Annotated in this window: 26 protein-coding genes and 1 pseudogene; 18 read left to right on the top strand and 9 right to left on the bottom strand. The window is 68.7% G+C overall.

Translation table 11 applies throughout. The annotated features are described in order from the left end of the window. Nucleotides 1–17 precede the first annotated feature (17 nt). From rpsE to truA, 14 genes are all read left to right on the top strand, one after another. On the top strand, nucleotides 18–626 hold the full coding sequence (gene rpsE / locus FE633_RS12130; RefSeq protein WP_013001409.1) for a 30S ribosomal protein S5: 609 nt from the start codon (nucleotides 18–20) through the stop codon (nucleotides 624–626). After that, on the top strand, nucleotides 626–808 hold the full coding sequence (gene rpmD / locus FE633_RS12125; protein ID WP_119102573.1) for a 50S ribosomal protein L30: 183 nt from the start codon (nucleotides 626–628) through the stop codon (nucleotides 806–808). The genes rpsE and rpmD overlap by 1 nt, the downstream gene beginning before the upstream one ends. A 2-nt stretch (nucleotides 809–810) precedes the next feature. Then, entirely contained in the window at nucleotides 811–1,266 is a 456-nt protein-coding gene (rplO, locus tag FE633_RS12120; protein ID WP_119102572.1) for a 50S ribosomal protein L15, read from the top strand. A gap of 275 nt (nucleotides 1,267–1,541) precedes the next feature. After that, nucleotides 1,542–2,855, top strand: coding sequence for a preprotein translocase subunit SecY (secY, locus tag FE633_RS12115; protein WP_138045140.1), 1,314 nt, complete (start codon nucleotides 1,542–1,544; stop codon nucleotides 2,853–2,855). Beyond that, entirely contained in the window at nucleotides 2,855–3,532 is a 678-nt protein-coding gene (locus FE633_RS12110; RefSeq protein ID WP_138045139.1) for an adenylate kinase, read from the top strand. Before secY ends, FE633_RS12110 begins: the two co-directional genes overlap by 1 nt. A gap of 182 nt (nucleotides 3,533–3,714) precedes the next feature. Beyond that, the gene (gene map, locus FE633_RS12105) at nucleotides 3,715–4,551 is read left to right on the top strand and encodes a type I methionyl aminopeptidase (protein ID WP_138045138.1); all 837 of its coding nucleotides are present in this window, start codon (nucleotides 3,715–3,717) and stop codon (nucleotides 4,549–4,551) included. 46 nt (nucleotides 4,552–4,597) lie between these two features. Continuing rightward, complete coding sequence (locus tag FE633_RS12100; RefSeq protein WP_425473172.1) at nucleotides 4,598–4,753, top strand: hypothetical protein; 156 nt, start codon at nucleotides 4,598–4,600, stop codon at nucleotides 4,751–4,753. Nucleotides 4,754–5,162: 409 nt separating this feature from the next. Continuing rightward, nucleotides 5,163–5,384 (top strand): translation initiation factor IF-1, encoded by a 222-nt coding sequence (gene infA, locus FE633_RS12095; RefSeq protein ID WP_003948620.1) that lies wholly within the window; start codon nucleotides 5,163–5,165, stop codon nucleotides 5,382–5,384. A gap of 58 nt (nucleotides 5,385–5,442) precedes the next feature. Next, a complete protein-coding gene (gene rpmJ, locus FE633_RS12090) occupies nucleotides 5,443–5,556 on the top strand; it encodes a 50S ribosomal protein L36 (RefSeq protein WP_003974245.1) in 114 nt (37 codons plus the stop codon). Nucleotides 5,557–5,748: 192 nt separating this feature from the next. Beyond that, complete coding sequence (rpsM, locus tag FE633_RS12085) at nucleotides 5,749–6,129, top strand: 30S ribosomal protein S13 (protein ID WP_119102568.1); 381 nt, start codon at nucleotides 5,749–5,751, stop codon at nucleotides 6,127–6,129. A gap of 70 nt (nucleotides 6,130–6,199) precedes the next feature. Next, nucleotides 6,200–6,604, top strand: coding sequence for a 30S ribosomal protein S11 (gene rpsK / locus FE633_RS12080; RefSeq protein WP_007443997.1), 405 nt, complete (start codon nucleotides 6,200–6,202; stop codon nucleotides 6,602–6,604). 151 nt (nucleotides 6,605–6,755) lie between these two features. Further along, nucleotides 6,756–7,778, top strand: coding sequence for a DNA-directed RNA polymerase subunit alpha (locus FE633_RS12075; protein WP_003966937.1), 1,023 nt, complete (start codon nucleotides 6,756–6,758; stop codon nucleotides 7,776–7,778). Nucleotides 7,779–7,967: 189 nt separating this feature from the next. Next, nucleotides 7,968–8,501, top strand: coding sequence for a 50S ribosomal protein L17 (gene rplQ / locus FE633_RS12070; RefSeq protein ID WP_138045137.1), 534 nt, complete (start codon nucleotides 7,968–7,970; stop codon nucleotides 8,499–8,501). A 79-nt stretch (nucleotides 8,502–8,580) separates the two neighbouring features. Continuing rightward, nucleotides 8,581–9,438, top strand: coding sequence for a tRNA pseudouridine(38-40) synthase TruA (truA, locus tag FE633_RS12065; protein ID WP_138045136.1), 858 nt, complete (start codon nucleotides 8,581–8,583; stop codon nucleotides 9,436–9,438). 87 nt (nucleotides 9,439–9,525) lie between these two features. On the opposite strand, the gene FE633_RS12060 is transcribed toward truA, so the two are convergent. The 6 genes and pseudogenes from FE633_RS12060 to FE633_RS12035 all read right to left on the bottom strand — a co-directional run bounded on the left by FE633_RS12060 (nucleotide 9,526) and on the right by FE633_RS12035 (nucleotide 18,033). Then, a complete protein-coding gene (locus tag FE633_RS12060) occupies nucleotides 9,526–11,127 on the bottom strand; it encodes an acyltransferase family protein (RefSeq protein ID WP_138045135.1) in 1,602 nt (533 codons plus the stop codon). Nucleotides 11,128–11,176: 49 nt separating this feature from the next. Then, a pseudogene (gene manB, locus FE633_RS12055) lies at nucleotides 11,177–12,250 on the bottom strand (mannose-1-phosphate guanylyltransferase); the annotation flags it as partial. A 110-nt stretch (nucleotides 12,251–12,360) separates the two neighbouring features. Further along, on the bottom strand, nucleotides 12,361–13,602 hold the full coding sequence (locus tag FE633_RS12050; protein WP_138045133.1) for a glycoside hydrolase family 113: 1,242 nt from the start codon (nucleotides 13,600–13,602) through the stop codon (nucleotides 12,361–12,363). Nucleotides 13,603–13,624: 22 nt separating this feature from the next. Continuing rightward, entirely contained in the window at nucleotides 13,625–15,076 is a 1,452-nt protein-coding gene (locus FE633_RS12045; RefSeq protein WP_138045132.1) for a glycosyltransferase family 2 protein, read from the bottom strand. 266 nt (nucleotides 15,077–15,342) lie between these two features. After that, complete coding sequence (locus tag FE633_RS12040) at nucleotides 15,343–16,725, bottom strand: glycoside hydrolase family 26 protein (RefSeq protein WP_171059913.1); 1,383 nt, start codon at nucleotides 16,723–16,725, stop codon at nucleotides 15,343–15,345. Nucleotides 16,726–17,163: 438 nt separating this feature from the next. Next, nucleotides 17,164–18,033: a hypothetical protein gene (locus tag FE633_RS12035; protein WP_138045130.1), complete on the bottom strand. Its 870-nt coding sequence runs from the start codon at nucleotides 18,031–18,033 to the stop codon at nucleotides 17,164–17,166. A gap of 364 nt (nucleotides 18,034–18,397) precedes the next feature. Between FE633_RS12035 and rplM the strand changes: the two genes are divergently transcribed. From rplM to glmM, 3 genes are all read left to right on the top strand, one after another. Further along, complete coding sequence (gene rplM / locus FE633_RS12030; protein ID WP_138045129.1) at nucleotides 18,398–18,841, top strand: 50S ribosomal protein L13; 444 nt, start codon at nucleotides 18,398–18,400, stop codon at nucleotides 18,839–18,841. 42 nt (nucleotides 18,842–18,883) lie between these two features. Beyond that, nucleotides 18,884–19,405, top strand: a complete 522-nt coding sequence (gene rpsI / locus FE633_RS12025) for a 30S ribosomal protein S9 (RefSeq protein WP_138045128.1) — start codon at nucleotides 18,884–18,886, stop codon at nucleotides 19,403–19,405. A gap of 316 nt (nucleotides 19,406–19,721) precedes the next feature. Then, a complete protein-coding gene (gene glmM, locus FE633_RS12020; protein WP_138045127.1) occupies nucleotides 19,722–21,080 on the top strand; it encodes a phosphoglucosamine mutase in 1,359 nt (452 codons plus the stop codon). Between the two features lie 21 nt (nucleotides 21,081–21,101). Here glmM and FE633_RS12015 read toward each other — a convergent pair whose 3' ends face one another. After that, entirely contained in the window at nucleotides 21,102–22,049 is a 948-nt protein-coding gene (locus FE633_RS12015) for a DUF389 domain-containing protein (protein WP_138045126.1), read from the bottom strand. A 21-nt stretch (nucleotides 22,050–22,070) separates the two neighbouring features. After that, on the bottom strand, nucleotides 22,071–23,060 hold the full coding sequence (coaA, locus tag FE633_RS12010; protein ID WP_138045125.1) for a type I pantothenate kinase: 990 nt from the start codon (nucleotides 23,058–23,060) through the stop codon (nucleotides 22,071–22,073). Between the two features lie 165 nt (nucleotides 23,061–23,225). On the opposite strand from coaA, the gene FE633_RS12005 reads away from it, so the two are divergent. Next, nucleotides 23,226–23,543: a hypothetical protein gene (locus FE633_RS12005; protein ID WP_138045124.1), complete on the top strand. Its 318-nt coding sequence runs from the start codon at nucleotides 23,226–23,228 to the stop codon at nucleotides 23,541–23,543. A 46-nt stretch (nucleotides 23,544–23,589) separates the two neighbouring features. Here the strand turns inward: FE633_RS12005 and FE633_RS12000 are convergent, their stop codons facing one another. Beyond that, nucleotides 23,590–25,056 (bottom strand): NAD(P)H-hydrate dehydratase, encoded by a 1,467-nt coding sequence (locus FE633_RS12000; protein WP_138045123.1) that lies wholly within the window; start codon nucleotides 25,054–25,056, stop codon nucleotides 23,590–23,592. Between the last annotated feature and the right edge of the window lie 49 nt (nucleotides 25,057–25,105).

Raw genomic sequence — 25,105 nt, 5'->3', positions numbered from 1 at the left:
AGAGAGAGGTAATTCCAATGGCTGGACCCCAGCGCCGCGGTGGCGGTGCCGGTGGCGGCGAGCGGCGGGACCGGAAGGGCCGTGACGGCGGCGCAGCTGCCGCCGAGAAGACCGCATACGTTGAGCGCGTTGTCGCGATCAACCGCGTCGCCAAGGTTGTGAAGGGTGGTCGTCGCTTCAGCTTCACCGCGCTGGTCGTGGTGGGCGATGGTGACGGCACCGTGGGTGTCGGTTACGGCAAGGCCAAGGAGGTGCCGGCCGCCATCGCCAAGGGTGTTGAGGAGGCCAAGAAGCACTTCTTCAAGGTCCCCCGTATCCAGGGCACCATCCCGCACCCGATCACGGGCGAGAAGGCCGCGGGCGTCGTCCTGCTCAAGCCGGCTTCCCCCGGTACCGGTGTTATCGCCGGTGGCCCGGTGCGTGCCGTGCTCGAGTGCGCCGGCGTTCACGACATCCTGTCGAAGTCGCTCGGCTCGTCCAACGCGATCAACATCGTGCACGCGACCGTGGAGGCCCTGAAGGGTCTGCAGCGTCCCGAGGAGATCGCGGCCCGCCGCGGTCTGCCCCTCGAGGACGTCGCTCCCGCGGCTCTGCTGCGTGCACGTGCCGGGGCTGGTGCTGCGTAATGGCTCAGCTCAAGATCACGCAGACGAAGTCGTACATCGGCAGCAAGCAGAACCACCGCGACACCCTGCGTTCGCTTGGCCTGAAGCGGGTCAACGACGTGGTCGTCAAGGAGGACCGCCCCGAGTTCCGCGGCATGGTGCACACCGTCCGCCACCTCGTGACGGTCGAGGAGGTCGACTGATCATGGCGGAGAACAACCCGCTCAAGATCCACAACCTCCGTCCCGCCCCGGGCGCCAAGACCGCCAAGACCCGTGTCGGTCGTGGTGAGGCGTCGAAGGGTAAGACGGCCGGTCGTGGTACCAAGGGCACGAAGGCCCGTTACCAGGTTCCGGAGCGCTTCGAGGGCGGGCAGATGCCCCTCCACATGCGTCTCCCGAAGCTGAAGGGCTTCAAGAACCCGTTCAAGACCGAGTACCAGGTCGTGAACCTCGACAAGCTGGCCGCTCTCTACCCCGAGGGTGGCGAGGTCACGGTGGCCGATCTGGTCGCCAAGGGCGCTGTTCGCAAGAACAGCCTCGTCAAGGTCCTCGGCCAGGGCGAGCTCTCCGTGGCGCTGCAGGTGACGGTCGACGCCGTCTCCGGCTCCGCCAAGGAGAAGATCACCGCCGCCGGCGGTACCGTCACCGAGCTCGTCTGAATCCTTCGGACGCCTCGATGACTTGAGCGATCCCGACCGGGGATGCCCCACAAAAGGGGCATCCCCGGTTGGTCGTTCCAAGGTGACCCTTGTCGCCGGTATGGTGGCGAGCACTGTTGCTCTGTTCCATGCGGGGCTCCGCCCCGGGGCCGGCCGGCGTACCCACGGGGGAACTCTGGACGGCTTTTGGCTGTTAGTTAGCTGTCCGTTACTTATTCGTCGAACCTCAAGACCGTCACCTCTGACGCAGTTGCGCGGGGGTCGCAGGAGGCACCGTGCTCACCGCGTTCGCCCGGGCGTTCAAGACGCCCGACCTGCGCAAGAAGCTGCTCTTCACGCTCGGCATCATCGTGGTCTACCGGATCGGTACGCATATCCCGATCCCGGGCGTCGACTACAAGAACGTCCAGGCCTGTATCGACAACGCCAACGCGAGCCAGGGCCTGCTGGGCCTGGTCAACATGTTCAGTGGTGGCGCGCTGCTGCAGATCACGGTCTTCGCGCTCGGCATCATGCCGTACATCACGGCGAGCATCATTCTGCAGCTGCTGACCGTGGTGATCCCGCGTCTGGAAGCCCTCAAGAAGGAGGGCCAGGCCGGTACGGCGAAGATCACGCAGTACACCCGTTACCTGACGGTGGCGCTGGCCATCCTTCAGGGCACCGGCCTGGTGGCCACCGCTCGCAGCGGCGCGCTGTTCCAGGGCTGCCCGGTCGCCACCCAGATCGTGCCCGACCAGTCGATCTTCGTGACGATCACGATGGTCATCACGATGACGTCCGGTACCGCCCTCGTCATGTGGCTCGGTGAGCTCATCACCGACCGCGGCATCGGCAACGGCATGTCGATCCTGATGTTCATCTCGATCGCCGCCACCTTCCCGTCCGCGCTGTGGGCCATCAAGCAGCAGGGCGACCTCGCGGACGGCTGGATCGAGTTCGGCACCGTGATCGCGGTCGGCCTCGTGATGGTCGGCCTGGTGGTCTTCGTCGAGCAGGCGCAGCGCCGCATCCCGGTCCAGTACGCGAAGCGGATGATCGGCCGCCGCTCCTACGGCGGTACGTCCACGTACATTCCGCTGAAGGTCAACCAGGCGGGCATCATCCCTGTGATCTTCGCCTCGTCGCTGCTCTACATCCCGGCGCTGATCGCGCAGTTCGCGGGCGGGAACTCCGGCTGGAAGACCTGGATCGAGCAGAACCTCACCAAGGGTGACCATCCGATTTACATCAGCACGTACTTCGTACTGATCGTGTTCTTCGCCTTCTTCTACGTGGCCATCTCGTTCAACCCCGAGGAAGTCGCGGACAACATGAAGAAGTATGGTGGCTTCATCCCGGGCATCCGGGCTGGCCGGCCGACCGCTGAGTACTTGGGATACGTACTCAACCGGATCACCTGGCCGGGTTCGCTGTACTTGGGTCTGATCGCTCTCGTGCCGACGATGGCGTTGGTCGGTTTCGGAGCAAACCAGAACTTCCCGTTCGGTGGAACCAGCATCCTCATCATCGTGGGTGTGGGTCTGGAGACGGTGAAGCAGATCGAGAGCCAGCTCCAGCAGCGCAATTACGAAGGGTTCCTCCGCTGATGCGAATCGTCCTCGTCGGGCCGCCCGGTGCCGGCAAGGGAACGCAGGCTGCGTTTCTTGCCAAGAACCTGTCGATCCCGCACATCTCAACGGGCGACCTCTTCCGCTCCAACATCAACCAGAAGACGGAACTCGGCAAACTTGCCAAGTCCTACATGGACGCGGGGAACCTGGTACCGGACGAGGTCACGATCGGGATGGCCCGGGACCGTATGGAGCAGCCGGACGCCGCGAACGGCTTCCTGCTGGACGGCTTCCCGCGCAATGTCTCGCAGGCCGAGGCGCTGGACCAGGCGCTGAAGGCCGACGGGGTGGAGCTGGACGCGGTTCTGGACCTGGAGGTTCCCGAGGACGAGGTGGTCAAGCGCATCGCCGGCCGCCGCATCTGCCGCAAGGACTCGAGCCACGTCTTCCACGAGTCGTACAGCCCGCCGAAGAATGAGGGCGTCTGTGACGTCTGCGGCGGCGAGCTGTACCAGCGGGACGACGACACCGAGGAGACCGTCCGCAAGCGGCTGGAGGTCTACCACACGCAGACCGAGCCGATCATCGACTACTACCGGGCACAGGGTCTGGTCGTGACGATCTCGGCGCTCGGCAAGGTGGACGAGGTCACCAAGCGTGCGATGGAAGCGCTCCGGCGCAAGGACGACGAGGACGACCAGGACGACGCCTAGGGCCTTCCGGCCCGGTTGTCCCGCTGTTCGGCCGCGGTGCCCGTGACGGGTGCCGCGGCCGTACTGTTGTGCACGTAGCTTTGTACGCGACGCTTTGTACACGACCGAGTTGTTGACGTAGCCGAACCTTCGGCTGAGAACCCGCCGGGCATCGGCAGAGAAGACGGAGAGCGCAGGCCCTCATGGTGCAGATAAAGTCCCCCGAGCAGATCGCCAAGATGCGTGAGGCGGGCCTTGTCGTCGCCGCCGTCCACAAGGCGACGCGGGAAGCGGCGGTGCCGGGGGCCACGACCAAGGACCTGGACGAGGTCGCCCGCAAGGTGCTGGACGAGCACGGGGCGAAGTCGAACTTCCTGGGGTACGGAGGCTTTCCCGCGACGATCTGCACCTCCGCGAACGAGGTCGTCGTCCACGGGATTCCGAGCGAGGACGTCGTCCTCAAGGACGGCGACATCATCTCCATCGACGCGGGCGCCATCGTGGACGGGTGGCACGGGGACGCCGCGTACACCGCGTTCGTGGGCAGCGGCCACGCCCCGGAGCTGATCGAGCTCTCCCGGGTGACCGAGGAATCGATGTGGGCGGGCATCGCGGCGATGAAGCAGGGCAACCGGCTGGTCGACGTGTCGCGTGCCATCGAGACGTACATCCGCCGCCAGCCGAAGCAGGGCGGCGGCCGTTACGGGATCATCGAGGACTACGGCGGCCACGGCATCGGCACGGAGATGCACATGGACCCGCACCTGCTGAACTACGTCGAGCGGCGGCGGGGGAAGGGGCCGAAGCTGGTGCCCGGCTTCTGCCTGGCCATCGAGCCCATGGTGTCCCTGGGCACCCCGAAGACCGAGGTCCTCTCGGACGACTGGACGGTCATCACCACGGACGGCTCGTGGTCGTCCCACTGGGAGCACTCGGTGGCCCTGACGGAGGCCGGCCCCCTGGTACTGACAGCTCCGGACGGCGGCAAGGCCAAGCTCGCCGAGTACGGCATCACGGCCGCCCCGGACCCGCTCGCCTGACGGCGACGGGGGCCGCGACGGCCGGTCGGAGAGCGGGGGACGAGGGTTGGTCGACTGGACGGTCTTCACGGCGGACGGCGCGTGGTTGTCCCGCTGGGAGTACTCGGCGGCGCTGACGGAGGCCAGGTCCGCTGGTCGTGACGGCGGCAAGGCCAAGCTCGCCGAGTACGGGATCACGGCCGCCCCGGATCCACTCGCCTGACGGCGACGGCGACGGCGAGGGCGACGGCGGCCGCGACGGCCGGTAGGAGGCCGGTGCAGCCGTTCGAAGGTTGTGCGGCGTTCCAGGCGCCGAGCCCGCGGCGTCGAGGTTCGGTTGTGTGGCGTTTCGGTCGTCCCGGGGCCGGTTGCCTGACGGTGGCCGGGGCCGGGAGCGCCGGTCGGAGGCGGGTGCGGCCGCTCGAAGTGCGGGATCTCGGCGGGGCCGGATCCGCTCGCACAGCGGATGCTGGTTCCGGCGGCCCGCATGATGATCTCCGATGCGGGGCAGTCTTTCTCGATTCGTCTTTCCGAGGGGCCTGACGTAGACTGACTCGTCGACTCTCGTGTATCCGCATGTCTCCATGCGGTAGCGCTGAGTCGCTCAAGGTAGTCGATTCGAAGGGCGAAGCGTGGCCAAGAAGCAAGGTGCCATCGAGATCGAGGGCACTGTCGTCGAGTCTCTTCCGAACGCCATGTTCAAGGTCGAGCTCCAGAACGGCCACCAGGTCCTGGCACATATCAGCGGCAAGATGCGTATGCACTACATCCGCATTCTCCCTGACGACCGGGTCGTGGTGGAGCTGTCTCCGTACGACCTGACGCGTGGCCGGATCGTCTACCGATACAAGTAGATCTTGCCCGCACTCCGCCTCGGCGGGGTGGTGGCACTGACCCGGAGAACCTCACCCCATGAAGGTCAAGCCGAGCGTCAAGAAGATCTGCGACAAGTGCAGGGTGATCCGCCGTCACGGCCGGGTCATGGTCATCTGCGACAACCCGCGCCACAAGCAGCGCCAGGGCTGACGCACGACCGCCTTCTGCATCCGCAGATTCTTCGCGCGACGCAAGCAGCACATGTTCATACGCAGAGCCCGGATCCACTGTTCAAAGGGATCCGACACCCCCGGTCGGAGGCCGGGGACCCAGTTCGTACCTCATACGGCGACTGGGAGCCGGTTCTGCGGAAGACCTCCGAACGACAACTGGAGCCATTGAATGGCACGCGTTTCCGGTGTTGACATCCCGCGTGAAAAGCGCGTGGAGGTCGCCCTCACCTATGTGTTCGGCATCGGCCGGACCCTCTCGCAGAAGACGCTGGCCGAGACCGGCGTCAACCCGAACACCCGCGTTCGTGACCTCTCCGAGGAGGAGCTGGTCAAGATCCGCGAGTACGTGGACAACAACATCAAGACCGAGGGTGACCTCCGTCGTGAGGTTCAGGCCGACATCCGCCGCAAGGTGGAGATCGGCTGCTACCAGGGCCTGCGTCACCGTCGTGGCCTGCCCGTCCACGGTCAGCGCACCAGCACCAACGCCCGCACCCGCAAGGGCCCGCGTCGCGCCATCGCCGGTAAGAAGAAGCCGGGCAAGAAGTAGTCCGCAGCGGACCACGCTTCATCAGCGGTCTTCGCTGTAGGACCGACCACCTCCCTGTAGGAGTAAAGACATGCCCCCCAAGGGTCGTCAGGGCGCTACCAAGAAGGTGCGCCGCAAGGAAAAGAAGAACGTCGCTCACGGTCACGCGCACATCAAGAGCACGTTCAACAACACCATCGTTTCGATCACGGACCCGACCGGCAACGTGATCTCCTGGGCCTCCGCCGGCCACGTCGGCTTCAAGGGCTCGCGCAAGTCCACCCCCTTCGCCGCGCAGATGGCTGCCGAGTCGGCCGCCCGTCGCGCGCAGGAGCACGGCATGCGCAAGGTCGATGTCTTCGTGAAGGGCCCGGGCTCGGGTCGCGAGACGGCCATCCGTTCGCTGCAGGCGACCGGTCTCGAGGTCGGCTCCATCCAGGACGTCACGCCCACCCCGCACAACGGCTGCCGTCCGCCCAAGCGCCGCCGCGTCTGACGTACGGACGCTTGGTTCGAGGATTTCGGGCGGTACGGCTCTTTATATGGGCCGTATCGCCCGTACCCTTGCAGTACCCCGCCGGGTGACCGTGCGGGTTCCGTCGGGCGTCAAATAGCGGGCGTCCACGAAAGAAGGATCTGATCCACACATGCTGATCGCTCAGCGTCCCTCGTTGACCGAAGAGGTCGTCGACGAGTTCCGCTCCCGGTTCGTGATCGAGCCGCTGGAGCCGGGCTTCGGTTACACCCTCGGCAACTCCCTGCGTCGTACGCTCCTCTCCTCGATTCCGGGTGCGGCGGTCACGTCCATCCGCATCGACGGCGTTCTGCACGAGTTCACCACCGTGCCGGGCGTCAAGGAGGACGTCACCGACCTGATCCTCAACATCAAGCAGCTCGTCGTGAGCAGTGAGCACGACGAGCCCGTCGTGATGTACCTGCGCAAGCAGGGGCCGGGTCTCGTCACCGCCGCCGACATCGCGCCGCCGGCCGGTGTCGAGGTGCACAACCCCGACCTCGTCCTCGCCACGCTGAACGGCAAGGGCAAGCTGGAGATGGAGCTGACGGTCGAGCGCGGCCGCGGTTACGTCTCCGCCGTGCAGAACAAGCAGGTGGGCCAGGAGATCGGGCGTATCCCGGTCGACTCCATCTACTCGCCGGTGCTCAAGGTCACGTACAAGGTCGAGGCCACCCGTGTCGAGCAGCGCACCGACTTCGACAAGCTGATCGTCGACGTCGAGACCAAGCAGGCCATGCGTCCGCGTGACGCCATGGCTTCCGCCGGTAAGACGCTGGTCGAGCTGTTCGGGCTCGCCCGCGAGCTCAACATCGACGCCGAGGGCATCGACATGGGTCCGTCCCCGACGGACGCCGCGCTCGCTGCCGATCTGGCGCTTCCGATCGAGGAGCTCGAGCTCACCGTTCGGTCGTACAACTGCCTCAAGCGTGAGGGCATCCACTCCGTGGGTGAGCTCGTGGCTCGTTCTGAGGCCGACCTGCTCGACATCCGTAACTTCGGTGCGAAGTCGATCGACGAGGTCAAGGCGAAGCTGGCCGGTATGGGCCTGGCCCTGAAGGACAGCCCGCCCGGATTCGACCCGACCGCTGCGGCGGACGCCTTTGGCGCGGACGATGACGCGGATGCGGGCTTTGTGGAGACCGAGCAGTACTAGGCGCTCCGCGAGGAGGCCGGATTTCTGGCTGCGGCTCCGCTGTGGCTGGTCGCGCAGTTCCCCGCGCCCCTAACGGGGCGCGGTCCCTCCGGGCCCCTTCGGGGGCCCGGATCTCCGACAGGCGACCGCCTGCTCGGATACTGACCCCGGTACCTGATACGGCCGGGGCAGACACCTAGGAGAAACACCATGCCGAAGCCCACCAAGGGTGCCCGTCTGGGCGGCAGCGCCGCGCACGAGAAGCTGCTCCTCGCGAACCTCGCGAAGGCGCTGTTCGAGCACGGCCGTATCACCACCACCGAGGCGAAGGCCCGCCGTCTGCGGCCGTACGCCGAGCGTCTGGTCACCAAGGCGAAGAAGGGCGACCTTCACAACCGCCGTCAGGTGCTCCAGGTCATCACGGACAAGAGCGTCGTCCACACGCTCTTCACCGAGATCGGCCCGCGGTACGAGAACCGTCCGGGCGGCTACACCCGTATCACCAAGATCGGTAACCGTCGGGGCGACAACGCGCCCATGGCGGTCATCGAGCTGGTGGAGGCGCTGACCGTGGCGCAGCAGGCCACGGGTGAGGCCGAGGCCGCGACCAAGCGTGCCGTGAAGGAGGACGCCCTCAAGAAGGAGGACGTGCTCAAGAAGGACGCTCCGGAAGCCGCCGAGGCTGCCGAAGAGGTCGAGGACGCGAAGCCGGCCGACGCCGAGGGCGAGTCCAAGGACGCCTGAGGTTTCGCCTTGCGTTGAGCGGGTCCGCCCTTCGGGGCGGGCCCGCTTTCGTGTCCCCGAGTCCTGAGAGGATCTAGGTGTGAGTGACGAAGTGCAGCCCGGGTTCGTACGGGTGCGGCTCGATCTTTCGTATGACGGTAGCGAGTTCTCCGGGTGGGCCAAGCAGGCCGGGGGGCGGCGGACCGTACAGGGGGAGGTCGAGGACGCCCTGCGTACGGTGACGCGGTCGAGGGACACCACGTACGAGCTGACCGTTGCCGGGCGGACCGATGCCGGGGTGCACGCCCGGGGGCAGGTCGCGCACGTCGATCTGCCTCAGGGGCTGTGGGCGGAGCACCGGGGGAAGCTGCTCAAGCGGCTGGCCGGGAGGCTGCCCAAGGACGTACGGGTGTGGGCCCTGAGGGAGGCGCCCAGCGGGTTCAACGCGCGGTTCTCCGCGATCTGGCGGCGGTACGCCTACCGCGTCACCGACAACCCGGGCGGCGTCGACCCCCTCCTGCGCAACCACGTCCTCTGGCACGACTGGCCCCTCGACGTGGACGCCATGAACGAGGCAGCCCAGAGCCTCGTCGGGGAGCACGACTTCGCGGCCTACTGCAAGAAGCGGGAGGGCGCGACGACGATTCGTACGCTGCAGGAGCTGAGTCTGAGCAAGGGTGCCGACGGGATCATCACCGCCACGGTGCGCGCCGATGCCTTCTGCCACAACATGGTGCGGTCGCTGATCGGGGCGCTGTTGTTCGTGGGGGACGGGCATCGGGCCCCCGACTGGCCCGGGAAGGTGCTGGCCGTCGGCGTCCGGGACTCCGCCGTGCATGTCGTACGGCCGCACGGGCTGACGCTGGAGGAGGTCGGCTACCCGCCGGACGAGCTGCTGGCCGCGCGGAACAAGGAAGCGCGGAACAAGCGGACGCTGCCGCCCACGGGCTGCTGCTGACGGACGCCCGCGCCCACGGGCTGCTGCTGACGGGCTCTGCCGGCGCAGCCGCTCGGCCACTGTGCGCCCACGGTGCGCGGCGGCCGGTTACCGCTGGAGCTGGTGTGCGCCCGCCGCGATGGCCAGGGAGGCCGCGGCGAACAGCGGGACCGCCGTGATCGGCCGCCAGTCGCGCGCTCGGCTCTGCTCAAGGGTGTAGTGCATGATCATCGCGGCCAGCCAGGTGAGTCCGGTACCCAGGATGAACAGTGCGTAGGGCTTGAGGTCGGGGGAGAGCATCAACAGCAGCCAGTACACCGGCAGGTGCAACAGGTACATGCTGTACGAGATCTGGCCGATCTCCATCAGTGGCTTCATCCGGAGCACTCGGGCCAGAGGGCCGCGGTCCGTGCTGAGGCAGGCGGCCGTCAGCGCGATCAGGAAGGCGACGATCGCCAGTCCGCCCTTGTAGAGCCGGGGGTCGTGGTACGTGTTCACCTCGACGCTGAGGTAGACCACCCCGGCCAGGGACGCGATCGCGGTGAGCGAGGCGAGGTGGTACGCGAAGCCGCCCTTGGACTGGCGCCGCCCGCTCCGGTGCGCCCGCCGCTGCACCAGGTACACGACGAACGCGGCCGCCGCGCCCGCCATGAAGGCCACGGCACGGGTGTGCGTCGCCAGGTACAGGTAGTCGGTGTCGTGGGTGCCGCGCCTCCACAGCACCGGCGCGACCAGTGCCGAGGCGCCGCAGATCAGCACCGTGAGCACGGCGACCGGCAGCACGCGTCTGCGGAAGACGGCGAAGAACACGACGAGGACCAGCGGCCACACCACATAGAACTGCTCGGTCAGGCTCAGCGACCACAGGGCGGACAGCGGCTGGACGGTCCCGAAGTGGTGGTCCGAGTACGCGTCACCGCGGGCGATCTGGGCCCAGTTGCCGACCTGAAGGAGCGCCCCGAGCGCCTGTTCCGAGACCACGCGGGCCTCCTTCGGCGGGCTGGTGAGGCGGGAGACCGCCACGACCAGGGCGAGGGTCACCAACAGGCCCGGCACCAGCCGCTTGAAACGGCGGCGGTAGAAGCGGCCGATGCGGATACGGCCGGTGCGCTCCACCTCGCGGGTGAGGACGAGCGTGGTGAGAAAGCCGGAGAGGACGAAGAAGGCGTCCACGCCGAACAGACCGCTGCTGAACCAGTTGGTGTGGTAGAGCAGCACGGAGAGGACGGCGAGGCCGCGCAGGCCGTCGACGGCCCCGAAGCGGGTCCGCATGGGTGCGGGTTCCGGTGTCGGTTCCGGTGCTGGTGCTGGTGCCGGTGCCGGATTTCGGAGACGGCTCGGGGTAGCGACGTCGATGGGTTCGGGGGCGTAGGGCTCGTATGGGTAGTGCTCGGGCTGCCTGGGGGAGAGCTGGCCGACGTACTGCTGCGGCACGGGCGGGCGGCTGTGCTGCTGCTGTCCGTAGCCCCGCTGCCCGTGGCTCTGCGGCCCGTACGGCTGTTGCGGATACCCCTGTTGCCCGTACCCGTGCTGCCCGTACGGCTGCTGTGGGTAGCCCTGTTGCCCGTACTGTCCCTGCCCGTACGGAGCCTGCCCGTACGGAGCCTGCCCCTCGTGCGGCTCCCCGTATGTCTCCCCGTACGTCTGCCCGTATGTCTGCTGCCCGTGGCCGTCGGGGCCCGGGTGGTCAGCGGGCGGCCGGCGACGCATGGGGTGCTCCGGAGTGCGCGAGGTCCTGCGCGGTGCAGGGCCGCGGGGATGCCGATGTCCGGACGCCGTGGGCGGGCAGGACGGCGCCACAGGCGATGCGCAGGCCGGCCGGGAGTTCGTTGCCCTCCGCCACCTCGGCGTGGTCGCCGACGACCACGGCGTCCAGGACGCTGCCCTCACCGATGCGGGCGTGCCGTCCCACGACGGAGGCGTGCACGCTGGCCCGGGCGGCGATCACGGCGCCGGCCAGCACCACGCTGCCCTCGACGACCGCTCCTTCGCCGACCACTGCCCCGGCGGCCACGACCGTGCCCCCGCTGAGCAGGGCGTCGCGGTGCACCTGGGCACCGGGCAGTACCAGGGCGTCGCCCACCGGGCCGGGCAGCGCCGGGGAGGCGACCCGGCCGCGCACGAGGTCGGCCGAGCCCTGGACGAACGCGGCGGGAGTGCCCAGGTCGAGCCAGTAGCTGTCGTCGACGATTCCGCGCAGATGCGCGCCCGTCGCCAGCAGTTCGGGGAAGGTCTCGCGCTCCACGGAGACGACTCGGCCGGCCGGGATGCGGTCGAGCACGGATCGGGTGAAGACGTAGCAGCCCGCGTTGATCTGGTCGGTGATGATCTCTTCGGGGGTCTGGGGCTTCTCCAGGAACGCCTGGACGCGTCCCTCGGCGTCGGTGGGGACCAGGCCGAACGCACGGGGATCGGCCACCCGCTTCAGATGCAGGGTGACGTCCGCTCCCGAGGCGCGGTGACCGTCCCGCAGGGCGGCGATGTCCACCCCGGAGAGGATGTCGCCGTTGAACACCAGCACCGGCTCGTCGGGGGCGCTGCGCAGGCGCTCGGCGGCGTTTCGGATGGCTCCGCCGGTGCCGAGTGCCGTCTCCTCGGTGACGTACTCCAGTTCCAGGCCGAGGCCGGAGCCGTCCCCGAACTCCTCCTCGAAGAGTTCCGCCAGGTAGGAGGTCGCGAAAACGATCCGGGTGACCCCCGCGGCCGCCGCGCGGGCCAGTTGGTGCGTGAGGAACGGCACTCCGGCCACCGGCAGCAGTGGCTTGGGCGTGTGGCTGGTCAGGGGCCGCAGTCGGGTGCCCTGACCGCCGACGAGAAGGATCGCTTCAGTCATGTCGTGTCCGCCTTGGGTCGCGGGACTAGATGGAGAGTGGGGCGTGGGGGTGCTCCATCGCTCGGGTGGGTGGTGTGGGGGAGGGGAACTGCGTCAGCAGGGTGACCGCGTCAGGGCGAGGCCGCGTTGCCCGGCCCGGCGTAGTCCGAGGTGAAACAGGCCTTGATGGCCTTCTCCGTCTTGGGCCGTCCGGCGAAGTCGAGGCGGGACTGCTTCTTGTCGTCGGGCTTGGTGTTCGGGTTGTCGTCGAAGTAGATCGACCACCAGTAGACGCCGGACATCTTTCGCTCCCGGACGACCTGGCAGACGGCGGTGTACCAGTTCGCCTGCACCTGGGGGTTGACGGTCCGTTTGGTGTAGAAGTCGCCGGGAGCGTCGTACGCGCCGTTCATCGCGCCGATGCCGGCCTCGGCGAGGGTGATCTTCGGCAGCGGGCCGGTGGCCTTGCGGTCCAGCCACTTCTGCCATCCCTTGACGAGGGTGTCCACCGACGCGTCGTCGTCGGCCTCGACAGGGAAGTAGGCATCGATACCGAGGTGGTTGACGGGCATGGTGACGGGGCCCTGGACGTACGCGTCCCAGTTCGAGTCGTACGCGACCTCGCCGCCGAAGAGCTTCTCGGCATCGTCCACGAGCCCGTCCCAGTGGGCGTCCCCCTCCATGGAGTTCAGCTCGGTGCCGATGACGAAGGTGGTCGCCTTCTCGCTCTCCGCGACCTTCAGATACGGGGTCAGGAACTTCTGGTAGGAGGCGAACCACGCGTCCCGGCCCGCGGGTTTGATGTTTCCGCGCCAGCCGGTCGGAGGGTCGAGGGACTTCTCGTCCATGAGGGGCCGGACGGTGGTGCGCAGCCCGGCCTCGTGGAAGATCCGCAGTACATGGCCGAGGCGCTCGGGGGTCGGGGTCTTGTCGCCGTGGGCGATCTTCGTCGACGAGCGGTTGCCCGTGTAGAACGGGAAGGTCACGCTGACGGAGTTGGCGTGCAGGCCGACCAGGTAGTCGGCGTGCAGCCGGGCCTGCTTCTCGACGTACTTCAGGGAGTGGTCCGGGTTGTCCTCCCAGTACACCTGCGCGCCCCACTGGGGCATGCCCTTCTTCCACTCCTTGTCCACCTTGTCGACCTTGGCGGTGCCCGTGGTGGCCCCCGGCGATCCGCCCGAGGCGGTCGTGCCGTCGTGCTCCGGTGAGCCGGTGGACGATCCGCCGTCATCGCCGTTGAGTACGAGACGGGGGATGACCGAGCCGGATTCCCAGCGCAGCGGGTGGTCGCCGACAACGAAGGGAACGGCGACCACGGAGGAGATGACGACAACGGGGAACACGGCGAGCAGAGGAAGTCGGGCGCGTTTCATGGGAGTCGGGATCTCTTCCGGGTCAGGCGGGCTTGGCGATGACGACGAACTTGTTCTCCTCGCGGCGCAGGAACTTCAGGAAGCCCTTGAAGCCGCCGATTCCTTCGAGGAGGGAGAACAGCGGCAGCATGAGGAGGACCGCGAACGGTTCCCACCACTTGCGCCTGCCGTTCGCCGAGGCGATCGCGTTGAGCCGCAGCCCTTCCCAGTACGCCCAGATCACATACGCGAAGCTGATGGACCACAGCACGACGACGGACTGGGTCACGGGAGAGGTGTTGAGGTCACCGATGAGCCACCCCGCGATCAAGATGGCGCCGACGTGCTGCAGGGGTCCCAGGATCCAGCTGGTGACGCAGATCGTGAGGAACCAGCGGTAGCGCAGCGGCACCTTGCGGTTGAAGCAGAGGGCGACCAGGCCCCAGGCCCAGCGTTCGCGCTGCTTGATGAAGTCCTTGGCGTTGGCCGGCGAGGCGCCGTAGCAGCGGCCGTTGAACCAGTCGCTGCGGCCCGGGTAGCGGCGGCAGAAGGTCAGCGCGAGCCGGGCGTCCTCGACGATCTCCTTGGGGCCGAAGTCCCACCCGATCTCGGCCTCGATGGAGGCCCGCAGCACCAGCAGCTCACCGTGCACGCCCGCGGCGGGGGTGCCGAGGCCGGTGAAGGCACGGAATCGCGCGATGTCGTCGGCGGGGCGAATGGCGTCGGCGAACCAGGTGAACAGGCTCACCGCGTTCTCCCGCGGGTAGGTGAGGATGCCCTGGGCCATGTGCTTGACCTCGTCGGGGGTCGCGCGGCGCTGGCGGTTGATGAACTGGGAGAGGGACGCGGCGGTGTCGGGGCCGACGCCGGTGTCGTCGTCCATGTGCAGCACCCAGACGTTCTCCAGGGCCTCGCCCTCGTCGATGCGCAGCTCGTGGGCGTAGTTGTTGGCGCGGGCCTTGAAGCGCGTGCCGTTCTTGGTCTGGTACGCCTTCGGGACCGTGACCACGCGGATCAGCGGGTGGCTGGCGGCCAGCGTGTCGATGCGTTCGGTGGCCTCGCAGCCCTCCTCGGTGAGGACGTCCACGCGCATGTACGGGAACCACGTCGGGAGGTGCTCCACGTACGAGAGGACGGACCGCTCCAGGGCGGGATAGGTGTCGTGCCGGCCGATGGTGGGGACGAGCACGATCAGGAAGTCCTGCTCCACCGGGGCGGGCGGGGTCATCAGGTGGGCCTTGCGGGCCCGGCGGCGGATCAGGATGAAGCCCTGCACGGAGACGAGCACGCCGGGCACCGGCAGGGCCCAGGCGATGGTGATCAGCCAGGCGAGCGGTGAGTCGGTGGGCGTGTAGGACCACAGGCTGAAGAAGAGCAGGATCACCAACGGGATCAGGAACGGCAGGATCCCTGGCCTCCATGCCGCGGTGCGCTTCGCGAGCTTCGCGTTGTGCCGGGAGTGTGAGGCACCCCCGTCGACCAGTGTCGATGCCATTTCGGCTACAGGCTCTTCCGTGAGATCGGCGGCGCCGAGCGGCACGCCGAGCACGGAAGTTGGGAAACGCGACATGACGTCGCGTTGAACGACTGCCCCACCCCGGGCCTTGCGGATTGCCCCTCGACGTCTTCTTCGGCGTCACGGCCAGCTCAGATGCCCCCCCGGGCGTCTTTCAACCCCGGCCGTACAGGTAGACGAATCCTGCCACGATTGTGAGCGCGAACAAACGGTTGTGAGCAAGTTGTGTTTGAAAGTTCACCACGTCAGATCTTGGCTAGTGATCGCCAGTCAAATCCCGACTTACCGCCGTCAGTACCCGTGATGACCTGCGGAGAGGTGTATGTCCGCTTCACGTCGGCAGGGGTGTTCTTGCCGCGGGGCGAAGAGATGTTGTCGTACGTGAGTGATTGACCCCACACCGTCCACAGGACCCAGGGCGTTGTGGAAAGTGTTCGCTTTTGATCGGAATTAAGGGGTACGTGGAAGGACTCGGCCATGACGCGGGGCTTCCTGTACTGCTCCAGGCCGCGGTACCAGAACTCGGTCCAGCGCTCGCCGCGGAAGGGGCGGGAGGGGGTGTCGCTGTAGTCGTCGACGCCCACGATGTCGACGTACCGCTCGCCGGGGTAGTACTTCCACGGCTCCAGCCCGAAGTGGCCGTCCCAGGAGTTGGGCGTCCAGACGAAGATCAGGTTGTGCAGGCCGCGGCTGCCGACGAGGTAGTCGTAGGTGATCCGCCAGAGCTTCCGGTACGCCACCGGGTCCTGCGCCGCCCACCAGAAACCGTCCTTGTCGCCGGCCGTGTTCATCTCGTGGTACGGGCGCAGCAACACCGGCACTCCGCGCTCGGCGAGGTACTGGAGGTGGTCGGCGAGATAGCCGAGGTCGTACAGCAGGTCCTTGTGCTCGGCGCTGCCCTGGGTGACCACGCGGGCGAACCAGTCGGGGTCCTGCGCGCACGGCGAGTTGTGGCGCAGTGTCTGGTCGTAGCCCTTGACGGGGCTGCCCGGGTAGGGCTGGTGGAAGGAGAAGCCGACGATGCCCGCCGGTCCGCCGCCGTTGTGCGGCAGGCTCACTTCCGTGCCCGACGAGCAGTCCTGGCGGGTGCCGGTGGGGTTGTACGAGCCGTCCTCCGGGCGCGGCAGCCCCGCCCACACTCCGACGGCCAGGTCCACCGCGTCCTCGGCGTACCCCCAGTGCGGGCGGCAGCCCGGCCACGACGAGCGCGAGTACGAGCGCGTCTCGCCCACCGCCCAGCCCTGCTCGTGGTAGCCGGGGCCGAGGTCCACCTCCACGAAACCCGGGAGACGGCCGGTGATGTCGCGGGCCTTGCCGTAGTAGTAGCCGGGCTGCTTGGTGCCCCGGTAGTCGCCGTACTCCGGGTTGTACCGCTCGTTGTGCAGTTCGACGTGCTGGCCGATCACGGTGCGGGTCGCCCTGCCGCGTCGCGCGTCGTTCTCGAGGCCGGCCAGCATCGCGTACACCCGGCGCGCGGCGGGCGTCGCCTCCGGGTCCCGCTCGCCCAGGTCCGTCGGGACGAGCCGGGATTTCAGCCTGGCGTCCCCGGACCGGGTCGCCCACAGCGTGAGCGGAGCGAGCAGGGCGCCGGAGACTCCGGCCCCTATGAGCTGGACTCGCCCTCGCATACGCATTCTTTTCCGCCCCTCCTCGACATCCCCTGCCGAGATTCTGCCCTGCTCGAACAGCCGGCACGGGGATCGGATCCCCGCGTACCTCGACGAGGGGCCGCGCGACGGCCGAGGTGGGAGGGGCGGGCGGTCGCGTATCGGGTGCAGCGTCTGCGCCGGGGCAGCGCCTGCGGGGTCCGGCGCCTATGGGGTGCGCCTGCGGGGTGCGCCGCTGTTGTTGCCTGGGCTTCGCGGCGGTGGTGGATCTGCCGGGAGGTGGACTCCCGGCGACTCGGTGCCCGTCTTGGTGTCGGTCTTCGCTCGGGGATCGGATCCTCGCCGGCTCGACGAGGGGCCGCGCGACGGTCAGGTGGCGAGGCCTGGGGGCTGCCTATTGGTGCCGCGTCTGCCGGAGGCAGTGGCGGCAGGGTGCACACCGCCTGCGGGGTGTGCCGCCTACTGGTTCGCCGCTGCTGAGGCCTGGGCCTCGCCGCGGCGGCGGATCTGGCGGAAGGTGAACTCGCCGAGGTCGTCACCCGTGGCGAAGACCTTGGAGTCCTTCGGTACGACGTCCTTGCCGTCGGTGAAGCCGGCCACCGTGAAGTAGGCATAGCGCCCGTACGAGTTGGTGGTCGAGCGGCAGATCGCCGAGCGGCAGAAGGAGGGGACGCCGGACCCCGACAGCGACTGGACGACGCTCTTGTTGTCGGCGTCGTTCTTCGCCTTGGTCGCCTTGGCCTCGGTCTCGAAGACGGCCACGCCGACCGTCACCGCCACGCCGTCCAGGGAGTAGGTGACGCGCATGAGGCGGGTGCAGTCGTTCTTGGTGAGGACCGCCCCGAGCGTGCCCTGGGCAGCCGACGCACAGTTCTTCGTGGACGCGACCGCGCCCTTCTTGTAGACGTTCTCGCCCATCGTCAGCCGCGTACCGGGAAAGAGGGTCTCCGGGCTGAGCGGAGCCGTGTCCTTCTTCGCGCTGGAGACGAAGTCCTTCGGGTCCAGCGGGGGAGGCGCCGAGGTCTCCTCGAACGACGGGCCGGGACCGGTGGTGTCCGGCGGGATGTCCGTGCTCGCGGGGAGGTCGGAGGCAGGCCTGTTCGACGCCTGGCCGTTTCCGTCGGCCGAGACCACGGCCACGGCGACGGCCGCGCCGACCGCGACCGTGGCGAACGCGCCGCCGCAGACCAGCAGCAGTCTGCGGCGCCGGTTGCGCGACTCGGACGCCTCGGCGAGCGCCGCCCAGTCCGGAGTCTGGCGTCCCCACTGCGGCGGCTGAGAACCCGATCCCCCGGGACCCCACTGGGGTCCCCCCTGCCCAAAGCTCATGGGGCGCATCTTAGTCGGGACAACAGGTGTACTGGTCCGCCCCGTTCACCACTTGAGCCCCAGGCGTGACATACGAACGCCCGGCGCCGCCCCGTATCCCGCCCGGGCAGAGGGCTCCACCGTCGCCCCCACCGGCCCGGCTGTCAGCCGTTTTGACCCGTACAGGGCTCCGAAGCTATTGTTGCTGTTCGTTATGTGTATTGGCTTGCTCATTCTCACGTGAGGGGCCCTTACACCGGTCCACCGGGACCGATGACCAGCGATCTGCATGCGGTTGCGTCGCCGCCGTGCGGTCAGGGCTGTCGTGATCGTCCGTGGTGGCCTTGTCAGGACCCATTCACTGCAGAAGCGAAGGCTACGAACCGTGCGTACGTACAGCCCCAAGCCCGGCGACATCACTCGCCAGTGGCACGTCATCGATGCCCGGGACGTCGTTCTCGGGCGTCTGGCGACCACCGCCGCCACCCTTCTGCGGGGCAAGCACAAGCCGATCTACGCCCCGCACGTCGACGCTGGTGACTTCGTCATCATCATCAACGCGGACAAGGTGCACCTGTCCGGCAACAAGCGGACCCAGAAGCTGGCCTACCGCCACTCCGGGTACCCGGGTGGTCTGCGCTCCGTCCGCTACGACGAGCTGCTGGACAAGAACCCCGAGAAAGCGGTCGAGAAGGCCGTCAAGGGCATGCTCCCGAAGAACTCCCTGGGCCGTCAGATGCTCTCGAAGCTGAAGGTGTACGCGGGCGAGAACCACCCGCACGCCGCTCAGCAGCCGGTCCCGTTCGAGATCACCCAGGTCGCGCAGTAAGTCCGGCCACCCCTAAGACCAGAAGAGAATCTGAGGAGAATCGTGGCCGAGACCACCGCTGAGCAGCCGGTCGAAGAGACTGAGCTGGTCGACATCGAGCAGTACACCACCGAGTCCGAGGTCCCCGTCGAGGGCGAGTACACCTCGGAGTCCCTTGCCTCCCGCTTCGGCGAGCCGCAGCCGGCCGCCGGACTGGGCCGTCGCAAGAACGCCATCGCCCGCGTCCGGATCGTCCCGGGCACCGGCAAGTGGAAGATCAACGGTCGCACCCTTGAGGACTACTTCCCCAACAAGGTGCACCAGCAGGAAGTCAACGAGCCCTTCAAGGTGCTCGAGCTCGAGGGCCGCTACGACGTCATCGCCCGCATCACGGGTGGCGGCGTCTCCGGCCAGGCCGGCGCCCTGCGCCTCGGCGTGGCCCGCGCCCTGAACGAGGCGGACGTGGACAACAACCGCGGCGCGCTGAAGAAGGCCGGCTTCCTCCGCCGCGACGACCGTGCGGTCGAGCGCAAGAAGGCCGGTCTGAAGAAGGCCCGCAAGGCCCCGCAGTACAGCAAGCGCTAACGCTCCGCTCGGAGGCCGGTTATCCACTGCCGGTCTGCTGTGGCTGGTCGCGCCCACGCGGCGGAGCCGCATGATTTCGCAGCCCCGCGCCCCTTCAGGGCGCAGCATCGCCCCGGCGGCACATTCTGTGCCGCCGGGGCGTTCGTTTACGGCGGGTGGGCACTTATCAGGGCCTTACGCCACCGATTCACGGTCTTATGCCACCGATTCGCATGATTCGCCAGTCTGGGAATGGGGCCCGGGGGATATACCTGGCTGAGGCACACCTGGACACTCGGCATGAGCCGCAATTTCTGAGCATGTTCGGAGGACACCAGTGGGACGACTCTTCGGCACGGACGGCGTGCGCGGTGTCGCCAATGCGGACCTGACGGCTGAGCTGGCGCTCGGCCTGTCCGTCGCGGCGGCGCATGTGCTGGCCGAGGCGGGCACCTTCGAGGGTCACCGGCCGACGGCGGTGGTCGGGCGGGACCCGCGGGCGTCCGGGGAGTTCCTGGAGGCCGCCGTGGTCGCCGGCCTCGCCAGCGCGGGCGTGGACGTCCTGCGCGTCGGCGTGCTGCCGACGCCCGCCGTGGCGTACCTCACCGGCGCGCTCGGCGCCGACCTCGGTGTGATGCTCTCCGCCAGCCACAACGCCATGCCCGACAACGGCATCAAGTTCTTCGCGCGCGGCGGCCACAAGCTCGCGGACGAACTGGAGAACAAGATCGAGGCTGTGTACGAGGAGCACCGCACCGGAGCTCCCTGGGACCGCCCGACGGGTGCCGGGGTCGGCCGCGTGAAGTCGTACGACGAGGGCTCCGATCGGTACGTCGCGCATCTGACCGGTGTGCTGCCGAACCGTCTCGACGGGATCAAGGTCGTCCTCGACGAGGCGCACGGCGCGGCCGCCCGGGTCTCGCCCGAGGCCTTCGAGCGGGCGGGCGCCGAGGTCGTCACCATCGGTGCCGAGCCGGACGGCCTGAACATCAACGACGGGTGCGGCTCCACTCACCTGGACCTGCTGAAGGCCGCCGTCGTCGAGCACGGCGCCGACCTGGGCATCGCGCACGACGGCGACGCCGACCGCTGCCTCGCCGTGGACCACACAGGCACCGAGGTCGACGGGGACCAGATCCTGGCCGTCCTCGCGCTGGCGATGCGGGAGCGCTCCGCGCTGCGCTCCGACACCGTCGTCGCGACGGTCATGTCCAACCTGGGCTTCAAGCTGGCCATGGAGCGCGAGGGGCTGTCGCTGGTCCAGACGGCGGTCGGTGACCGTTACGTGCTGGAGGAGATGAAGGAGCACGACTACGCGCTCGGCGGCGAGCAGTCCGGGCACGTGATCATCCTCGACCACGCGACCACCGGCGACGGCACGCTGACCGGCCTGCTGCTTGCGGCGCGGGTCGCCCAGACGGGGCGTACGCTCCAGGACCTCGCGTCCGTCATGGAGCGGCTGCCGCAGGTGCTGATCAACGTGCCCGACGTCGACCGGTCGCGGGTGAGGACCTCCACCGAGCTGGCGGCCGCGGTCGCCGAGGCCGAGCGCGAACTCGGTTCCACGGGGCGGGTGTTGCTGCGCCCGTCGGGCACCGAACCGCTGGTGCGCGTGATGGTCGAGGCCGCGGACCTCGACCAGGCGAGGTCGGTCGCCGGGCGGCTGGCGGACGTGGTGAAGTCCGCGCTGGGCTAGGCCCTGTCGCGAACCTGGCGCCTACACCTTGAGTTTCTCGGCGGTGCGTTCACGCTGTTTGGCCCAGTGCAGTTTCTGGGCGAGCAGCGTGAGCGTGCCGGCGAGGACGATGCCCAGCAGGTTCAGGAGCAGCTGCTCGGTGGAGCCCCAGGTCTGTTTCGTGTCGCCGTAGCTCAGGGCCACCGCCGCGTTGGCGGCCGCCGGGACGGTCGTGACGGAGATCGCGACGCCGACCAGCGCACCCGATTTGGCCGACGTCAGCGAGAGCGTGCCGGCGGCGCCCGCGAGGGCGGCCACGATGAAGGAGAACCAGTCGGGGGCGTAGATGAAGGCCGTGTTGGGCCGATCGTCGCTCAGCAGATCCTGGCTGAAGAGGTCGATCGAGTCCATGAAGAGGCTGAAGACGACCGTCACCGCCATGGCGAAGGCGAAGCCCACCAGCAGCGCCGTCAGTGAGCGCAACGCGAGTCGCGGGGCGCGCCGCACCAGTGCCGTGCATATCCCGGCCAGCGGCCCGAACTCCGGGCCGACCGCCATCGCGCCCACGATCAGGATCGCGTTGTCGAGCACCACGCCGCAGGCCGCGATCATCGTGGCGAGCGTGAGGAACGCGACGTACGTGATGGAGAGCGTCGACTCCTCGTGGGTCGCGTCCGCCAGGTGCTCCCACAGGACGGCGTCCGCGCCCTCGCCCGGCGCGTCCTCCTCCGCCTTCTCGGCGCGCTTCGACAGCGACAGGTCGATGTTCTCGACGGCGATCGAGCCGTCCTCGTCGAGGCCCAACACCCTGAGATCGGCGAGCAGTTCGTCGCCCGCCTCGCGTGCGACGTCGCACATCACCACGTCCCCCGATGGGTTGTGGGCCGCTCCCGGCAGCACCACCAGGTGGGCGGTGCCGACCGTCTTCTCGATCAGGCGCACCACCTCGTCCGTCGTGTCGGCCGGGGTGATCAGACGTAGGTGCAGCACAACTGTCCCTCTTCCGTCCTTCTACAGCTTGCGCAGGCTCAGGCGCTGCACTTTGTGGTCGGGGCCCTTGCGCAGGACAAGGGTGGCGCGCCCGCGCGTGGGGGCCACGTTCTCCAGGAGGTTGGGCTTGTTGATGGTGCGCCAGGTCGTGCGGGCGTAGTCGAGCGCCTCCTCCTCGGAGACCTGGGTGTACTTGCGGAAGTACGAGGACGGGTTCTGGAAGGCCGTCTCGCGCAGCTTGCGGAAACGATTCAGGTACCAGTGCTCGATGTCCTCCGGCCGGGCGTCGACGTACACGCTGAAGTCGAAGTAGTCGGCGAGGCCCACGCGGGTGCGGCCGTCCTTGCCCGGGAGGGCGGGCTGCAGGACGTTCAGGCCCTCGACGATCAGGATGTCGGGGCGGCGCACGGTGAGCAGTTGGCCCGGCACGATGTCGTAGATGAGGTGCGAGTAGACGGGCGCGGTCACCTCGTCCTTGCCGGCCTTGATGTCCGCGACGAAGCGGGTCAGGGCCCGCCGGTCGTACGACTCGGGGAAGCCCTTGCGGGACAGCAGGCCGCGGGCCTGGAGCTCCTTGGTGGGCAGCAGGAAGCCGTCCGTGGTGACCAGTTCCACGCGCGGGTGCTCGGGCCAGCGGGACAGCAGTGCCTGCAGGAGACGGGCGACGGTCGACTTGCCGACCGCCACGGAACCCGCGACCCCTATGACGAACGGGGTGCCGGACTGGGAGCCCTGCTCGCCGAGGAAGGTGTTCAGGGCGCTCCGGAGGCCGTCGGTGGCCCCGACGTACAGATTCAGCAGCCGGGACAACGGCAGGTAGATGTCCCGTACCTCGTCGAGGTCGATGACATCCCCCAGGCCGCGCAGCTTCTCGACCTCCTCGGCGGTCAGTGGGAGCGGCGTCTTCTCGCGCAGCGCGCTCCACTCGGCACGGGTGAGGTCGACGTAGGGAGTCGCCTCCGGCCTGGACCGGTGGGCGCTCCGCGGCAACGAGGAGACCGAAGAGATCACAGTCCATTGTTACGGCAGTACTGCGGAGGCGACGGGTGGGGTCCGTCACGTCAGTGCGTTCTACACGCGTCCCGAGGTCTAGACCTGGAGGTCGGGCGGGGATAGCGTCCGTCCCGCCATCCGGGAGCGAGCCGCCTCCTGGAGCGATGGGGGTTGGGAGTGGTCATGTCCGTACGTTCCCGTATGCGTGGTTTTGTGGGCAGACACAGACCCGGGGTGAGGATCGGGGTGCGGGTCCGGCCCCGAGCCGGAGCCGGAGCCGGAGCCGGGGCGGGGGTCGGGGTCGGGGTCGGCGTCTCGGCGGTGGATCTGGAGGGCCGTGTGTGCAGCGAACTGGCCACCGATCTGCCGGACGAGGATCTGGGGGAGTACCTCTACGACTGCATCGACCTGTACGAGATGGGCAGCAAACCGCGCTGCGAGGAAGTGGAGTACCTGGAGCTCGTACAGGAGGCGATCGAGCGCGTTGAGCGGGGGCGCTAGGGGAGTGCCGGTTTCGGGAAGGGGGGTGGGGAAGAGCCCCATCACCTCAGCCCACGACATCCCGCCACGCGGAGCGAATCTCCTCGGCCACGTCATGCGCCCCCATCGGCGCCCCATCCGCCGCGAACCGCCCCGCGAGCCCGTGCAGATACGCCCCGACGCTCCCCGCGTCCAGGGCACCGAGACCCGCGGCGAGCAGCGACCCGGTGAGCCCCGACAGCACGTCCCCGCTCCCCGCGGTGGCGAGCCAGGACGTGCCCGTCGGATTCACCCGGACCGCCCCACCCGTGGCCGAGGCCACCAACGTGGTCGACCCCTTCAGCAACACCGTCGCCCCATACCGGCCCGCGAGCTCCCGCACGGAGTGCAGCCGCGCTCCCTCGACCTCGTCCCGCGAAACCCCTAGCAACGCCGCGGCCTCGCCCGCGTGCGGCGTCAGCAGCGTGGGCGCCCTCCGCGCCCGTACGAGATCGCGATCCGCGAGCCGCAGCCCGTCCGCGTCCACGAGAACGGGCACGTCCGCCCGAAGCACGGCTGCCACGGCCTCCGCGTCGTCCCCGACCCCGGGCCCGACGACCCACGCCTGCACCCGCCCGGCCCGCTCGGGCGAACCGGAGGACACCAGCGTCTCCGGGAACCGCGCGATCACGGCGTCCCCCGCGGGCCCGACGTACCGAACGGCTCCCGCCCCGCCCCGCAGGGCCCCGGCCACGGCGAGTACGGCCGCCCCGGGGTACCGCGCGGACCCGGCGGCGATGCCTACGACCCCCCGCCGGTACTTGTCGCTCTCGGCCCTCGGCACCGGCAGCAACGCCGCCACGTCGGCATGCTGCAAGGCCTCCAACTCGGCCTCGTCGGGCATCGAGAGCCCGATGTCGATCAGCCTCACCGATCCGGCGTACTCCCGTGCGGGATCGATCAACAGCCCCGGCTTGTGCGTCCCGAAGGTCACCGTCAGATCGGCACGGATCGCCGCGCCCCGCACTTCTCCGGTGTCGGCCTCGACACCGCTCGGCAGATCCACGGCGACCACGGCGGCGCGGGACGCCGCGGTGACCTCGGCCAGAGCGGCGGCGTCCGGCCGGAGCCCTCCTTTGCCGCCGATTCCGACGATGCCGTCGACCACGAGATCGGCCGCGAGAATCACTCGCTCGGCGGCGGCCAGGTCGGCGGGGCCTTGGCCCCCGTCGTCCCGCCGGCTCGGAGCCACGGTGCCGCCGGCGCGGCGGAGCGCGGCCAGGCCGCCGGTATGCGTCCGGTCGGGTGCGAGCAGTACTGCCGTGACGCCGGCGCCGCGGCGGGCGAGGCGGGCTCCCGCGTACAGGGCGTCGCCACCGTTGTCACCGCTGCCTACCAGCAGGACGACGCGGGCGCCGTACACCCGCCCCAGCAACTCCGCGCAGGCGGCGGCCAGTCCGGCGGCTGCCCGCTGCATGAGCGTCCCCTCCGGGAGCCGGGCCATCAGCTGCCGCTCGGCCGCCCTCACCGTTTCCACTCCGTACGCACTACGCATACGCCGAGTCTCCCGCACCCCTGCCCTCCCGGGCGCGGGTTCGGGGGGA

Source organism: Streptomyces montanus, from assembly GCF_005786655.1.
GTDB lineage: Bacteria > Actinomycetota > Actinomycetes > Streptomycetales > Streptomycetaceae > Streptomyces > Streptomyces sporangiiformans.
This window is presented reverse-complemented; position numbering and strand designations above follow the sequence as displayed.

What these genes read in the sequence shown, in the direction of transcription:
- rpmJ (WP_003974245.1), top strand. Translation starts at nt 5,443, where the DNA reads ATGAAGGTCAAGCCGAGCGTCAAGAAGATCTGCGACAAGTGCAGGGTG.
- rpsK (WP_007443997.1), top strand. Translation starts at nt 6,200, where the DNA reads ATGCCCCCCAAGGGTCGTCAGGGCGCTACCAAGAAGGTGCGCCGCAAG.
- FE633_RS12040 (WP_171059913.1), bottom strand. Translation starts at nt 16,725, where the DNA reads ATGCGAGGGCGAGTCCAGCTCATAGGGGCCGGAGTCTCCGGCGCCCTG.
- FE633_RS12000 (WP_138045123.1), bottom strand. Translation starts at nt 25,056, where the DNA reads ATGCGTAGTGCGTACGGAGTGGAAACGGTGAGGGCGGCCGAGCGGCAG.
- rpsM (WP_119102568.1), top strand. Translation starts at nt 5,749, where the DNA reads ATGGCACGCGTTTCCGGTGTTGACATCCCGCGTGAAAAGCGCGTGGAG.
- FE633_RS12005 (WP_138045124.1), top strand. Translation starts at nt 23,226, where the DNA reads ATGTCCGTACGTTCCCGTATGCGTGGTTTTGTGGGCAGACACAGACCC.
- FE633_RS12060 (WP_138045135.1), bottom strand. Translation starts at nt 11,127, where the DNA reads ATGCGTCGCCGGCCGCCCGCTGACCACCCGGGCCCCGACGGCCACGGG.
- rpmD (WP_119102573.1), top strand. Translation starts at nt 626, where the DNA reads ATGGCTCAGCTCAAGATCACGCAGACGAAGTCGTACATCGGCAGCAAG.
- rplQ (WP_138045137.1), top strand. Translation starts at nt 7,968, where the DNA reads ATGCCGAAGCCCACCAAGGGTGCCCGTCTGGGCGGCAGCGCCGCGCAC.
- rplO (WP_119102572.1), top strand. Translation starts at nt 811, where the DNA reads ATGGCGGAGAACAACCCGCTCAAGATCCACAACCTCCGTCCCGCCCCG.
- FE633_RS12050 (WP_138045133.1), bottom strand. Translation starts at nt 13,602, where the DNA reads ATGAAACGCGCCCGACTTCCTCTGCTCGCCGTGTTCCCCGTTGTCGTC.
- FE633_RS12035 (WP_138045130.1), bottom strand. Translation starts at nt 18,033, where the DNA reads ATGAGCTTTGGGCAGGGGGGACCCCAGTGGGGTCCCGGGGGATCGGGT.
- FE633_RS12110 (WP_138045139.1), top strand. Translation starts at nt 2,855, where the DNA reads ATGCGAATCGTCCTCGTCGGGCCGCCCGGTGCCGGCAAGGGAACGCAG.
- map (WP_138045138.1), top strand. Translation starts at nt 3,715, where the DNA reads ATGGTGCAGATAAAGTCCCCCGAGCAGATCGCCAAGATGCGTGAGGCG.
- FE633_RS12045 (WP_138045132.1), bottom strand. Translation starts at nt 15,076, where the DNA reads ATGGCATCGACACTGGTCGACGGGGGTGCCTCACACTCCCGGCACAAC.
- FE633_RS12075 (WP_003966937.1), top strand. Translation starts at nt 6,756, where the DNA reads ATGCTGATCGCTCAGCGTCCCTCGTTGACCGAAGAGGTCGTCGACGAG.
- rpsE (WP_013001409.1), top strand. Translation starts at nt 18, where the DNA reads ATGGCTGGACCCCAGCGCCGCGGTGGCGGTGCCGGTGGCGGCGAGCGG.